14 protein-coding genes are annotated in these 13375 nt (G+C 74.9%); 8 read left to right on the top strand and 6 right to left on the bottom strand.

All coding sequences use genetic code 11. The features are described 5' to 3' along the window. Positions 1-24 precede the first annotated feature (24 nt). From ACFV4N_RS04155 to ACFV4N_RS04145, 3 genes are all read left to right on the top strand, one after another. On the top strand, positions 25-756 hold the full coding sequence (locus ACFV4N_RS04155; protein ID WP_499671031.1) for a class I SAM-dependent methyltransferase: 732 nt from the start codon (positions 25-27) through the stop codon (positions 754-756). Further along, on the top strand, positions 723-1388 hold the full coding sequence (locus ACFV4N_RS04150; RefSeq protein ID WP_499671030.1) for an N-acetyltransferase: 666 nt from the start codon (positions 723-725) through the stop codon (positions 1386-1388). The genes ACFV4N_RS04155 and ACFV4N_RS04150 overlap by 34 nt, the downstream gene beginning before the upstream one ends. A 125-nt stretch (positions 1389-1513) precedes the next feature. Continuing rightward, entirely contained in the window at positions 1514-2644 is a 1131-nt protein-coding gene (locus ACFV4N_RS04145; protein WP_499671029.1) for a glycosyltransferase, read from the top strand. A gap of 22 nt (positions 2645-2666) precedes the next feature. Here the strand turns inward: ACFV4N_RS04145 and ACFV4N_RS04140 are convergent, their stop codons facing one another. The 4 genes from ACFV4N_RS04140 to ACFV4N_RS04125 all read right to left on the bottom strand — a co-directional run bounded on the left by ACFV4N_RS04140 (position 2667) and on the right by ACFV4N_RS04125 (position 6198). Continuing rightward, positions 2667-3524, bottom strand: coding sequence for a lysophospholipid acyltransferase family protein (locus ACFV4N_RS04140; protein ID WP_499671028.1), 858 nt, complete (start codon positions 3522-3524; stop codon positions 2667-2669). Further along, the gene (locus ACFV4N_RS04135; RefSeq protein ID WP_499671027.1) at positions 3521-4291 is read right to left on the bottom strand and encodes a GNAT family N-acetyltransferase; all 771 of its coding nucleotides are present in this window, start codon (positions 4289-4291) and stop codon (positions 3521-3523) included. Before ACFV4N_RS04135 ends, ACFV4N_RS04140 begins: the two co-directional genes overlap by 4 nt. 150 nt (positions 4292-4441) lie before the next feature. Continuing rightward, positions 4442-5401, bottom strand: a complete 960-nt coding sequence (locus ACFV4N_RS04130) for an electron transfer flavoprotein subunit alpha/FixB family protein (RefSeq protein WP_499671026.1) — start codon at positions 5399-5401, stop codon at positions 4442-4444. A 14-nt stretch (positions 5402-5415) separates the two neighbouring features. Next, a complete protein-coding gene (locus tag ACFV4N_RS04125) occupies positions 5416-6198 on the bottom strand; it encodes an electron transfer flavoprotein subunit beta/FixA family protein (protein WP_499671025.1) in 783 nt (260 codons plus the stop codon). Between the two features lie 286 nt (positions 6199-6484). Between ACFV4N_RS04125 and ACFV4N_RS04120 the strand changes: the two genes are divergently transcribed. Then, on the top strand, positions 6485-7327 hold the full coding sequence (locus tag ACFV4N_RS04120; protein WP_499671024.1) for a DegV family protein: 843 nt from the start codon (positions 6485-6487) through the stop codon (positions 7325-7327). A gap of 89 nt (positions 7328-7416) precedes the next feature. Next, positions 7417-7560, top strand: coding sequence for a hypothetical protein (locus ACFV4N_RS04115; RefSeq protein WP_499671023.1), 144 nt, complete (start codon positions 7417-7419; stop codon positions 7558-7560). Between the two features lie 91 nt (positions 7561-7651). On the opposite strand, the gene ACFV4N_RS04110 is transcribed toward ACFV4N_RS04115, so the two are convergent. Both ACFV4N_RS04110 and ACFV4N_RS04105 read right to left on the bottom strand, forming a co-directional pair. Then, positions 7652-8239, bottom strand: coding sequence for a hypothetical protein (locus ACFV4N_RS04110; protein ID WP_499671022.1), 588 nt, complete (start codon positions 8237-8239; stop codon positions 7652-7654). 154 nt (positions 8240-8393) lie between these two features. Further along, positions 8394-9494: a hypothetical protein gene (locus ACFV4N_RS04105; RefSeq protein ID WP_499671021.1), complete on the bottom strand. Its 1101-nt coding sequence runs from the start codon at positions 9492-9494 to the stop codon at positions 8394-8396. Between the two features lie 318 nt (positions 9495-9812). On the opposite strand from ACFV4N_RS04105, the gene ACFV4N_RS04100 reads away from it, so the two are divergent. Genes ACFV4N_RS04100 through ACFV4N_RS04090 form a run of 3 tightly spaced genes read left to right on the top strand, consistent with a single transcriptional unit; the run spans position 9813 to position 13296 of the window. Then, positions 9813-10559, top strand: coding sequence for a class I SAM-dependent methyltransferase (locus tag ACFV4N_RS04100; RefSeq protein WP_499671020.1), 747 nt, complete (start codon positions 9813-9815; stop codon positions 10557-10559). Next, a complete protein-coding gene (locus ACFV4N_RS04095) occupies positions 10556-12055 on the top strand; it encodes a 1,4-alpha-glucan branching protein domain-containing protein (RefSeq protein ID WP_499671019.1) in 1500 nt (499 codons plus the stop codon). Before ACFV4N_RS04100 ends, ACFV4N_RS04095 begins: the two co-directional genes overlap by 4 nt. Continuing rightward, positions 12043-13296 (top strand): glycosyltransferase family 4 protein, encoded by a 1254-nt coding sequence (locus ACFV4N_RS04090; RefSeq protein WP_499671018.1) that lies wholly within the window; start codon positions 12043-12045, stop codon positions 13294-13296. The genes ACFV4N_RS04095 and ACFV4N_RS04090 overlap by 13 nt, the downstream gene beginning before the upstream one ends. The last annotated feature ends 79 nt before the right edge of the window (positions 13297-13375 follow it).

The following is a 13375-nucleotide window of genomic DNA, read 5'->3' as shown; positions in this document are numbered from 1 at the left end:
CGCGGCTCTGCCAGGATGGATCACATGTCCGCTGCTCCCGAGAACCCCGTCGACCTCGTGCCCAACGACTACGACGCGTTCGGCGAGGCGTACTCGACCGAGAACGAGACCAGCCTCATCAACGCGTACTACACGCTGCCCGCCATGATCGACCTCGCCGGCGACGTGGCCGGTCGGCGGGTCCTCGACGCGGGGTGCGGTTCCGGCCCGCTGTTCGCGGCGCTGCGCGACCGGGGCGCCACCGTGAGCGGTTTCGACGCCAGCACCACCATGGTGGGGGTGGCCCGGAGGCGGCTCGGCCCCGACGCGGACCTGCGGGTCGCCGACCTGGCCGCGCCGCTGCCCTACGACGACGGCGCGTTCGACGACGTCGTGTCGGCCCTCGTGCTGCACTACCTGGAGGACTGGACCGCGCCGCTGGCCGAGCTGCGGCGCGTGCTGCGGACCGGCGGCAGGCTGATCGTGGCGGTCAACCACCCGATCATCTACAAGATGATCGACCCGAAGGCCGACTACTTCGCGACCGTCCAGTGGTCCTCCGAGCACACCTTCGCCGGTCGGAAGGCCGTGCTGTCGAACTGGCACCGGCCGCTGCACGCGATGACCGACGCCTTCACCGCGGCCGGTTTCCGGATCTCGGTCGTCAGCGAGCCGCACCCCGCGCCGGAGGCCCGCGAGCTGTTCCCCGAGGAGCTGGCGGAGTTCCCCTCCGGCGCGTTCCTGTGCTTCCTGTTCTTCGTCCTGGAGGCGGCGTAACCGCCCACCCGCTGCTCGCCCGGTTCCTCGCCGCCGCCGACGGTCGCTTCCCGGCCGCCGACGGCGGTGTCACCGTCCTGCCCGGACTGCCCGGCGGGCTGGAGTGCTCGGTCGCCTTCACCGGCCACGCGGTCGTGGCCACCGCGCTGCCCGCCGCGCGGGTCCGCGCGCACCGGCCGGACGGGTTCGGGCGGTCGGTGGCGCCCGACTTCCTGCTCGCCCTCGCCGGACCCGCCGGCTGGATCGGCGACCTCGACGTCGTGCTCGTCGGCCGGGGCGTCGGCGGCCCACCGCGCCTGCGACCGCTGCCCGGCGCCGAGGACCACCCGAGGGTCCGGTACGCCCGGCGGCTGCGCACCGGTGTCCGGGTCTTCGGCGACGGCCGGGGGCTGGTCACCCTCGCGGCCGGGCTCGCCGGGCGCACCGAGCTGAGCGTCGAGCTGCGGGAGCCGCGCGGGGGCGGTCTCGGGCGGGAGCTGCTCGCCGACGCGCTCACCCTGGTGCCGGCGGGGGAACCGGTCTTCGCCGCGGTGTCGCCGGGCAACGCCCGGTCGCTGCGGGCCTTCCTCGCCACCGGGTTCACCCCGATCGGCTCCGAGGTGGTCCTGCGGCCGGGGCGGGTTCCGGAGTAGCGGGGGCAGGGGGCAGGTCGGGACCGGAGCCGGAGGTGGGGCCGGGGCGGGGGGCGGGGCCGGAGCGGGGCTGGGGCCGGAAAAGGGTTTGCCGGTCGTTGCCGGCCGGTCGATAGGTTGGCGCGATGCGCGTGCTGTTCACCTTCGCCGGCGGCCTGGGGCACTTCCAGCCGCTGGTGCCCCTCGCCACCGCCGTGGCCGCCGCCGGGCACACCGTCGCGTTCGCGGCCCACCCCACCGTCCTCCGGGCGATCGAGGCGGCCGGGTTCACCGCGTTCGCGGTGGGCGAGGGCAGCGCCGACGAGGTCCCGGAACGCCGCCCGCTGCTGGCGCCCGACCGGGAGCGGGAGGACCGCGACCTGCGCGATGGCTTCGTCCGGCGCGGCGCCGGGCGCAGCCTGCCGCGCTACCTGGAGCTGTTCGCGCGGTGGCGGCCGCACGTGGTGGTGTGCGAGGAGGTCGACTTCGGCAGCGTGCTCGCCGCCGAGGTGCTCGGCCTGCCCCACGCCAACGCCCAGGTCATCGCGTCCGGCGCGTTCGTGCGGCCCGCGGTGGTCGGGCAGGCCCTCGCCGAGCTGCGCGCCGAGTGGAACCTGCCGCCCGACCCCGACCTGGCCATGCTGCACCGCCGCCTGCTGATCTCGCCGTTCCCGCCGAGCTTCCGCGACCCGGCCTCGCCGCTGCCCGCCACCGCCTTCCCGATCCGCCCGCCGGTCGGCCCGGTGGCGCGGTCGGCCTCGCCCACCGTCTACTTCACCCTGGGCACGGTGTTCAACACCGAGTCCGGCGACCTGTTCTCCCGGGTCCTGGCCGGGCTGCGCGAGCTGCCGGTCGACGTGGTGGTCACGGTCGGCCGGCACGTGGACCCGGCCGAGCTGGGCGAGCAGCCGGCGAACGTGCGCGTCGCCCGCTACCTCCCGCAGGCCGAGGTGCTGCCGCACTGCGACCTGGTGGTCTCCCACGGCGGCTCGGGCAGCGTCATCGGCGCGCTGGCCCACGGCCTGCCCGTGGTGCTGCTGCCCCTGGGCGCCGACCAGCCGCACAACGCCGAGCAGTGCGTGCGGCTCGGCGTCGGGCGGGAGCTGGACCCGATCACCGCCACCCCGGGGGACGTCCGGACCGCGGTGGCGGAGGTGCTGGCCGACCCCGCCCACCGGCGGGCCGCCGAGCGGGTCCGGGAGGAGATGCTGGGGCTGCCCGAACCGGCCCGCGCGGTGCCGGAGCTGGAGCGGTTGGCCGGGCTCGCCCGGCGCTGAACGGCACCGGGGCCCGGCGCGCTCAGGGGGCCGCGAACTCCGACCCGCGGGGGTGGGCCGGCAGCGGGGTCGAGGTGAGGGTGACGCGCTCGGACTCGTGCTGGGTCAGGGCGGCCAGGGCGCGACGGGTCGCCGCGCGGCCCGGGGCGATCTCGGGCAGGACGTGCACCTCCACGACCAGGTCGCGGGCGCGCAGGACGCGCCGCACCGAGTCCACCAGCGTGTCGGAGCCGATGAACGCCGGCCGGGTGCTGGTGGCGCCGCCCTGGAGGTAGCGCAGCACCACCGGCCGCACGGGCACGCCCGCGTCCAGCGCCGCCTGGAACAGCGCCGGCCGGTACCGGCCCGACGCCACGCCGCACCACGTGGTGCCCTCGGCGTGGATGCCCACGGCCGCGCCGTCGCGCAGGGCGGCGGCCAGCTCGGCGACCGTGCCGGGCAGCAGCGACAGCCGCTCGCGGTCCAGGTACACGGTGCGGGCGGCGGTGATCAGGCGGCCGAGCACGGGCCAGTCGCGGATGTCCCGCTTGGCCACCAGCCGGATCGGCTGGACCGCGTCGATGGCCAGCTCGTCCAGCCACGACACGTGGTTGGACACCACCAGCACCCCGCGCCCCGGCGTCGCCTGGAACACCGGGCCGACCAGCCGCAGCCGCACCCCGAACGCGCCCAGCAGCACGCGGAACCACCGGCGCAGCAACGCCTCCCGCACGGCGCCCCGCGCCACCAGCGCAGCGACCGCGACGAACGCGCCGCACAGCAGGGCGGTCAGCGCCGCGCACGCCCGCCACGCCGCCCGCAACGGCCCCACCGCCGGCGTCGACCGGTCCAGGCACCCGTCACCGCACGGCGAGACGGGCATCCACGGGTGCGCGCTCACGCCGTCTCACCCAGGAAGAACCTCAGGTACCTCCGGTCCATCAGGTGCATGCCCAGCAGCACCGGCAGGTCGGCCACGCCGAAGTCGCGGTCCAGCGCGGGCCGCCCGCACACCCACGCGCCCAGCCGCAGGTAGCCCTTCAGCAGCGGCGGCAGCACCGTCCGGTCGGGCCGCGCGACGGCGTCCACGTCCCACGGCTCCAGCGGCTCCACCCGGTACTCGTCGGGCGCGTGATGCTTGGCGCGCACCACGTCCCAGACGCCCGCCGCGAACGAGCCGCCGTCGTGCAGCGGCACCGAGGCGCACCCGATCAGCCACGAGTGGCCCGTCAGCAGCATGTAGCGGGTGAGCCCGGCCCACACCAGCGACACCACGGCGCCGTTGCGGTGGTCGGGGTGCACGCACGACCGGCCGGTCTCCACCAGCGACGGCCGCAACGGGTCCAGGCGGGACAGGTCGAACTCGGTGTCGGTGTAGAGCTGACCGGCCTCCGCGGCCCCGGAGGGCGGCAGCATCCGGTAGGTGCCGACGATCTCGCCGGTGCGGTCGTCGCGCACCACGAGGTGGTCGCAGAACTCGTCGAAGCGGTCCACGTCGAGGCCCGGCACGGGCGTGCGCAGGGTGGCGCCCATCTCCTCGGCGAACACCCGGTGCCGCAGCCGCTGGGCGGCCACGACCTCGTCGCCCTCGCGCGCGACCAGCAGGGAGTAGCGCGGCGCGTCGGTAGCGGCGTCACCGGTGCTGACAAGCAGTTGCGGCTGCGTCATGAGCCCAGGGTGAACCGCGTCGCGCAACCGGGAGCAGGTCGTTTCGGTGACGCCTCGGTGAGTCCTCGGTTACGGCCCGGTGTGGTGCCCGAAATGACCGGAAGGGCCGCCCCGCGCGGTGCGGGACGGCCCTTCCGGGGACGCGGGGTGTCAGCCCTTGCGCTTGGTCACCTCGTCGGTGAGCTGCGGCGCGACGTTGAACAGGTCGCCGACGACGCCGAAGTCGGCGATCTCGAAGATCGGCGCCTCCGGGTCCTTGTTGACCGCGATGATCGTCTTCGACGTCTGCATGCCCGCGCGGTGCTGGATGGCGCCGGAGATGCCCAGCGCGATGTACAGCTGCGGGGACACCGTCTTGCCGGTCTGGCCCACCTGGAACTGGTGCGGGTAGTAGCCGGAGTCGACGGCGGCGCGGGACGCGCCCACCGCGGCGCCGAGGCTGTCGGCCAGCTTCTCGACGACCTCGAACTTCTCCGCGCTGCCCACGCCGCGACCGCCGGACACGACGACCGACGCCTCGGTCAGCTCCGGCCGGTCGCCGCCGACCACCGGCTCGCGGCCGGTGACGCGGGTGACCTTCGCCGGGTCGGCGGCGGGCAGCTCGACGACCTGCTCGACCGCCTCGGCCGGGGCCTCCTCGGCCTCGACGCCGCCGGGGCGCACCGCGATGACCGGCGTGCCGTTGCTGACCTTCGACTTCACCACGTAGGCGCCGCCGAAGACCGACTGGGTGGCGACGCCCTCGCCGTCGAGGTCGACGGCGTCGTAGAGCAGGCCGGAGCCCAGGCGCACGGCCAGCCGGCCCGCGACCTCCTTGCCCTCCAACGTCGCCGAGACCAGCACGGCGGCCGGGGAGGCGGTGCCCGCGATCGCGGCCAGCGCGTCCACCTTCGGGGTCACCAGGTAGTTGGCGGCGTCCTCGGACTCCAACGCATAGACCTTGGTCGCGCCGTAGCGGCCCAGGGACTCCCTCACCTTGCCCGCGGTGCCGGGCGATCCGACCACCACCGCGGCCGGGTCGCCGAGACGGCGCGCGGCGGATAGAAGCTCATAGGTGACCTTCTTGACCTCGCCGTCGACGTGGTCGACGAGGACCAGGACTTCAGACATGTGATTCCTCGCCTTCAGATGAGCTTCTGGCCGACCAGGTACTCGGCGATCTTCGAACCGCCGTCACCCGAGTCCTCGACGCGCTGACCCGCGCTGCGCGGCGGCTTCGGGGCCGCCTCCAGCACCTGCGACCACGACGCGCCCAGGCCGACCTCGCCCGCGTCCAGCCCCAGGTCGGCGACGGTGAGGGTGCTCACGGGCTTCTTCTTCGCCGCCATGATGCCCTTGAAGGAGGGGTAGCGCGGCTCGTTGATCTTCTCGTTCACGCTGACCACGGCGGGCAGGCTCGCCTCCAGGTGCGCCAGGCCCTCGTCGGTCTCGCGCTCGGCCTTGACCGTGCCGCCCTCGACGGTCAGCTTGCGGACCTGGGTCACCTGGGGCAGGCCCAGCAGCTCGGCCAGGATGGCGGGCACGGCGCCCGCGCGGCCGTCGGTGGCCTCGTTGCCCGCGATGACGAGGTCGAAGCCCTCGACCGTGCCGATGGCCTTGGCCAGCACCTTGGCGGTGGTGATCGCGTCGGAGCCGTGCAGCGCCGCGTCGGAGACGTGGATCGCCTTGTCCGCGCCCATGGACAGGGCCTTGCGGATGGCGTCGGTCGCGCGGTCGGGACCCATCGAGATGACGGTCACCTCGCCGCCGTGGGCTTCCTGGAGGAGCAGCGCCTCCTCGACGGCGCGCTCGTTGATCTCGTCCAGCACGGCGTCCGCCGAGTCGCGGTCGAGGGTGTGGTCGGTGTCGGTGAGCTTGCGCTCGGACCAGGTGTCGGGCACCTGCTTGACCAGGACGACGATGTTCATGGGTCCTCTTCGACCTCCTGCGGACGGGCGGCGACGTGCCGGGGCGACGGTTGGCGCCCGTCGCGGATTCTTCACTCGGTGTCCGTGACCCTGCCATGTCGTCGCCGCGTTGGCATGGTGGTGTCTGCCACCCGGATGTTACCCGCCAGTAGCAGGGGTGCAAACCACAGCAAGCACCACGCGCGCGTGATGATGCTCACTGGTCGGTTTCACGATATTCGCGGAATGTCGTCCGCCCTCGTCGCGGCGTTACAGCCGCTCCCCCTGTTGGGCTAGGTTCGGGCCCATGTACCGGCGCGTAGCGATTGTCACGGACTCCACCGCGTGCCTGCCGCCGCAGTTGACCGAGAAGCTCGGCATCACGGTGGCGCAGATCCAGGTGCGCATCGGGGACTGGGTCGACGAGGAGTACCGCGTCCCCGTGCCCAAGCTGGTGGGAGCCCTGCGCGAGCAGCTCGACGTGACCACCTCGCCACCCGACCCCGGCGCGTTCTTCTGGGCCTACGCCGACGCGGCCGCCTCGGGCGCGGAGGCGATCGTGTCCCTGCACGTGTCGACCGGGCTGTCGGAGACGGTGGAGGCGGCGCGGCAGGCCGCGACGCAGGTGCGGGTGCCCGTGCACGTGGTGGACACCAAGACGTGCGGGATGAGCCTCGGGTACGCGGTCGTGGCCGCCGCCACGGTGGCCGCCTCGGGCGGCGACGTGAACCGGGTGCTGTCCGCCGCGCGGCACACCGTCACCCGCAGCACCGAGCTGATCTACGTGGACACGCTGGAGTACCTGAAGCGGGGCGGCCGGATCGGCCGGGCGGCGGCGCTGCTCGGGTCGGCGCTGTCGATGAAGCCGCTGCTGACCGTGGAGGACGGGCGGATCGCGCCGCTGGAGAAGGTGCTCGGCGCCGAGCGGGCGGTGCGCAAGCTGGTCGACATCGCGGTGCGGCGGGCGGGAGGCGAGGCGGTGGACATCGCGGTCGAGCACTTCGACGCCGCCGAGCGGGCGCGCGAGGTGATGCAGGCGCTGCGCGACAAGCTGCCCAACGTGCGGCGGTTCATGCTGACCCAGGTCAGCTCGGCGATCGGCGCGCACGTCGGGCCGGGCGCGGTGGGGGTGACCGTTTCGCCGGTTTAGACCGGTTCGGAACTCCGCATCGGGTTTGGGCGTTGAGCGGACGGGGAAGCTTGGCTGGGAGACACCCGGGCAGGGCAAGGAGGTGGATCATGGCTTCGCTGTTCAGCAAGATCGCGGCATTCACCCGCAGCCCTCAGGGGCGGCGGCTGGTCGAACAGGCCAAGTTCGCGGCGCGCGACCCTCACAAGCGCGCGAAGGCGCAAGAGGTGCTGCGGAAGTTCCGCAAGCGCTGACGGGTCGCACGACCACGCGCGGACAGGTCGCACGCAGACAGACCGCACGCGGACGGATCGCACCGCGCGGCCGGTCCCGCCGGAGTCCGGGCTACTGGTCCGGCCCGCGGCGGGCGGCCTCGAAGGTGCGCAGGTAGCGCCGCCGGAACTCGGTCGCGTCCGGCAGCGGGAACGACGAGGGCGGTGGTTCCGCCAACGGAGGCTCGGCGGTGGGCGCCGGCGGCTCCGGCCCGGTGACGGGTCCGGGGTGCGCCGGCGCTCCCGCGTTCGCGGACCGGTCGGGCGCGTCGGGGTCGGGCTCCGCGAGCGCGAGGACCGGCGGCTCGGGCTCGGCCGGTGGTTCCGGCGGGTCCGGCACCACGCGCATCCGGCGCACCCTGGTCGGCTCGACCGGCTCCCCGGGTTCCAGGCCGGGCACCAGCACCAGGACGGGCCTGGTCGGCTCCGGCGCGGGCAGCGCGGTCGGGAAGCCCATCACCGGGTTGCGGTGGATCGGCTTGCTCGCGTAGTCCTCGGGCGGCCACCGCGCCTCGGCCGGCGGTTCCACCGCGACCGGCGACGGCGGGGACCCGACCTCGGGCGCGAGCGGCGGCGGCTCGCGGCGGAGCATGACCGCCGTCACCACGCACCCCGCCGCGAACGACAGGGCGCACAGCCCGAACGCGACCGCACCGGACATCAGCACACCCCTTACCCGACGAGCGCCTCGGCGCGTGGTCCCGGCTCCGGCACCGGCTCCGGCTCCGCACGCCGCGCGACGGGCGCCACCACCGGCCCGGCCACCAGGGGCGGGACCGGGGGCCGCCACGGGACCGGGAGCTTCCGCGGGACCGTCAAGCTCCCACCCGCCGGTCCGCCGAACCCGCGCCCGCGCGCCCGTCGAGCACCTGGCCGTCGCGCGCCTGCCCGTCACGAGGCTGCCCGTCGAGCACCTGGCCGTCGCGCGCCTGCCCGTCGCGGAGCGCCTGGCCCACCGCCGCGTCGGCCTGCTCGGCCGTCGCCTGCTCCGGGATCAGGTTCGGCACGCGGCACGCCGCCTCCTCCAGCGCCTCCCGGGACGCGGCGAACTGGTCGGCCACCACCCGGCGCAGCTCCTGGAGCTCGTCGGTCCGCCGCTGGACCTCGTCGATGCGCCGGCGCGCCTCCCGGGCGGCCAGCTTGATCAGGAACGCCGCCCGCGCCTTGGCCAGCTCCTCCTGCTCGGCGAAGTGCTGCTCGGCCTCGTGCCGGCGGCGGTTCATGGTCAGCTCGAAGAAGTTCTGCACCTTGGCGCGCTTGGCGTCCGACTCGGCCTCCAGCTCGCGGCACCGCTCGGCGGTCTCGCGCAGCAGCCGGTCGGCGGCCTCCCGCGCCCGCGCCGCGGCGGCGTCGCACTCGGCCTCGACCTCCTCGACGCGCGCCTTCAGGTGCGCCTCGACCTCCACGCGGTGGCGTTCCACGGAGATCTCGCGCTGGTCCACCTCGGCGGCACGCCGGTTGGAGATCTCGCGCTGCTCGCGGGCGTACGCGTCGGCCTCGGCGCACCTCTCGGCGATCCGCGCCTCCACCTCGCGCACCCGCTCGGCCAGCTCGACCTCGGTGCGCTGCCGCAGCGACTCGACGTCGCGCTCGGCGTTGAGCCGCAGCTCGTTGGCCTCGTCCTCGGCCATCACCAGCATCCGGTGCATCCGCTCGGTGGCGCCGGCCGTCGTGCCGGGCGACCGCTCCAGCCGCTCGACCCGCGCCCGCGCCTCCTCCAGGTCGTGCCTGGTCATCTCCAGCAGCTTGCGCAGGTCCGCCGCCTGGGCCAGCGCCTCGTCGCGATCGACGCACGCGTACTTGAGCTGCTCCTCCAGGTTCTCCAAGTGCTCGATCACCTGTTTGCGGTGGAAACCTCGGTAGACGACGTCGAAACCCGCGTGCAGCGGAACGATCTCCGGCTCTTTCGCACCCATGGCGGCCCCACTCGTTCGCGAAGATTGGCCGAGGGTACCGATCACCCGGCACCCCATCCAGCACATGACCAGCCCGGACTACCCGGCCGGCGCCGGGCCGATGCGCGCCGGGATCAGGACAAACACCATCGTGGGAGATCAACCCCGGAAGCCCCGAGGTCACCCGATGGTGTTGTTTTGCCCAGAGGCGCGCGCAGCGTGGGAAACCCGCGCATCACCAACAGAAAGTGACCAATACAAAAAACTTCGCCCGAATTAGTGACAACCCGATAGCCGGGCCGTGCCTACCCGCGAGTAACGGGCAACTAGTCTGGTCGGGTGACCGTCGAGCCGCTGCCCCTCACCGGTGAGCGCACCGTGCCCGGGATCGTCGAGGAGAACTACTGGTTCAGGCGCCACGAGGCGGCGTACCTGGACCTGGTGCGGCACTGCGCCGGCGCCGTGGTGCTGGAGGCGGGGTGCGGCGAGGGCTACGGCGCCGCGCTGATCGCCGGCCGGGCCGCGCGGGTGGTCGCGCTCGACTACGACGAGGCGACCGCCACGCACGTCGGCCGCGCCTACCCGGAACTGGCCGCGGTGCGCGGCAACCTGGCGGCGCTGCCGGTGCGGGACGCGGGCGTGGACGTGGTGGCCAACCTCCAGGTCATCGAGCACCTGTGGGACCAGGAGGGCTTCCTGGCCGAGTGCGCGCGGGTGCTGCGGCCCGGCGGCCGGCTGCTGGTCACCACGCCGAACCGGATCACCTTCTCCCCCGGCCGCGACACGCCGCTCAACCCGTTCCACACCCGCGAGCTGGCGCCGGCGGAGCTGCGCGACCTGCTGGTCGGCGCGGGGCTGGAGGTCGAGCTGCTGGCCGGGCTGCGGCACGGGCCCGCGCTGCGCGCGCTGGACGAGGCGTTCGGCGGGTCGATCATCGACGCGCAGGTCGAGGTGGTGCTGGGCGGCGGCGAGTGGCCGGCCGACCTGCTGGCGGCCGTGGCGTCGGTGCGCAGCGAGGACTTCGAGATCACCACCGACGACCTGGACGCCTCGCTCGACCTGGTGGCCGTGGCGGTGCGGCCGTGACCGCCGAGGGCACGTTCTGCCTGGTCCTGCACAGCCACCTGCCCTGGCTCGCGCACCACGGCGCGTGGCCGGTCGGCGAGGAGTGGCTGTACCAGGCGTGGGCGCACTCGTACCTGCCCGTGGTCGACCTGCTGGAGCGGTTCGCCGCCGAGGGGCGCGAGGACGTGCTGACGCTGGGCGTCACGCCGGTCCTGGCCGCGCAGCTCGACGACCCGTACTGCCTGCGCGGCCTGCACGACTGGCTGGGCAACTGGCAATTGCGGGCGCACGGCGCCGCCGACCGGCTGCCCGACCTGGCCGCGCGCGAGCACCGCGACTCGGCGTGGGCGCTGGAGCGGTTCGAGTCGCGGTGGCGGCACGGCTTCTCCCCCGTGCTGCGGTCCCTCGTGGACGCGCGGGCGGTCGAGCTGCTGGGCGGCCCGGCCGCGCACCCGTTCCAGCCGCTGCTGGACCCCCGGCTGCGGGCGTTCTCGCTGCGCACCGGGCTGGCCGACACCGCGCACCGGATCGGCTCGGCACCCGAGGGCATCTGGGCGCCGGAGTGCGCGTACGCGCCGGGCCTGGAGCGCGACTACGCGCGGGCGGGCGTGCGGCGGTTCCTGGTGGACGGCCCGGCGCTGCACGGCGACACCGCCGCGGGCCAGCCGGTGGGCGACTCGGGCGTGGTGTGCTTCGGGCGCGACCTGGAGGTGTCCTACCGGGTGTGGTCGCCGAAGGTCGGCTACCCGGGCGACCCGGCGTACCGGGACTTCCACACCTACGACCACCCCAGCGGGCTCAAGCCGTCCCGGGTGACCGGCAAGCACGTGGCGCCGGAGGACAAGCGGCCGTACGACCCGGAGCAGGCCGCGGAGGCGGTGCGGCGGCACGCGGCCGACTTCGTGGCCACCGTCGTGGCGCGGCTGCGGGCGCTGAGGGAGCGGCACGGCCGGCCGTCGCTGGTCGTCGCCGCGTACGACACCGAGCTGTACGGGCACTGGTGGCACGAGGGCCCGGCGTGGCTGGAGGCCGTGCTGCGGGCGCTGCCGGAGGCCGGGGTCCGGGTGACGACGCTGCGCGGCGCGGTCGAGGCGGGCCACGTGGGCGAGCCGGTGGAGCTGCCGCCGTCGTCGTGGGGCTCGGGCAAGGACTGGCGCGTGTGGAACGGGCCGCAGGTCGCCGACGTGGTGCAGGGCAACGAGCAGGTCCAGCGGGAGCTGCTGGCGCTGGACCTGTCCGGGCCGGTGCGCTCGCCGGTGGCCGACCAGGCGGTGCGGGAGGCGTTGCTGGCGCTGTCCAGCGACTGGGCGTTCATGGTCACCAAGGACTCGGCCGCGGACTACGCCCGGTACCGGGCCAAGGCGCACGCGGACCGGTTCGCCGAGCTGGCCGCGCTGCTGCGGGCCGGGCGCGGCGCGGACCGGGCCGCCGAGCTGCGGCGGGTGGACGGGCCGTTCGGGCACCTCGACGCCCGGGGGCTGGCCGGCGGTTGGGAGGATGGGCCATGCGCGTGCTGATGTTGTCGTGGGAGTACCCGCCGGTCGTCGTGGGCGGGTTGGGCAGGCACGTGCACGCGCTGGCCACGTGCCTGGCCGCGCAGGGGCACGAGGTGGTCGTGCTGTGCCGGCAGCCCACCGGGACCGACGCGGTGACGCACCCGACGTCCGACGAGGTGGTGGAGGGCGTGCGGCTGGTGCGCGTGGCCGAGGACCCGGCGCACCTGGCGTTCGAGCGGGACCTGGTGGCGTGGACGCTGGCCATGGGGCACGCGATGACGCGCGCGGGCCTGGCGCTGGCGCGCGACGGCTGGCGGCCGGACGTGGTGCACGCGCACGACTGGCTGGTGACGCACCCGGCGGTCGCGCTGGCCGAGGCGGCGGGCGTGCCGCTGGTGGCGACCGTGCACGCGACCGAGGCCGGCCGGCACGGCGGGTGGCTGTCGCAGCCGCTGAACCAGCAGGTGCACTCGGTGGAGTGGTGGCTCGCGAACCGGGCCGACTCGCTGATCACGTGCTCGGCGGCGATGCGCGCGGAGGTGGCGCACCTGTTCGAGGTGGACCCGGACGGGATCACCGTGCTGCACAACGGGATCGAGCCGCGGCGGTGGCGGGTTCGGGCGGCCGACGTGGCGGCGGCGCGGGCCGGGCACAGCCCGTCGGGCGAGCCGCTGCTGCTGTTCTTCGGGCGGTTGGAGTGGGAGAAGGGCGTGCAGGACCTGATCGCCGCCCTGCCCAGGGTCCGGCGGGCGCGGCCGGGGACGCGGCTGGTGGTGGCGGGGTCCGGGACGCACCGGGACTGGCTGGTGGAGCAGGCGCGCAAGCACCGGGTGCGGCGGGCGGTGACGTTCGCGGGGCACCTGCCGGACCGGTCGCTGGCGGCGCTGCTGGCGGCGGCGGACGCGGTGGTGCTGCCGTCGAAGTACGAGCCGTTCGGGATCGTGGCGCTGGAGGCGGCCGCGGCGGGCGCGCCCCTGGTCGCCTCGACCGCGGGCGGGCTGGGCGAGGTCGTGGTGGACGGGGTGACGGGGCTGTCGTTCGCGCCGGGCGACGTGGACGGGTTGGCGCGGGCGGTCCGCTCGGTGCTGGACGACCGGCCGGCGGCGGCGCGGCGGGCGCGGGCGGCGAAGGCCCGCCTGGCGACGGACTTCGACTGGGCGACGATCGCCCGGGACACGGCGGAGGTCTACCGGGCGGCGCGGGTGCGGCCCCGCGAGCCGCTGGGGCGGCCGAAGATCGCGACGGGCAACGCGTTCCTGTAGGCGGGGCGGCCCCTGGAAGTACGGCCCCGGAAGTACGGCCCCGGACGTGCGGCCCCGGACGTGCGGCTCCAGACGCGTG

Source organism: Actinosynnema sp. NPDC059797 (genome assembly GCF_042732085.1).
Taxonomy (GTDB): domain Bacteria; phylum Actinomycetota; class Actinomycetes; order Mycobacteriales; family Pseudonocardiaceae; genus Actinosynnema.
Note: the sequence above shows the minus strand (reverse complement) of the source record. Positions and strands in the feature narration are given on the sequence as shown.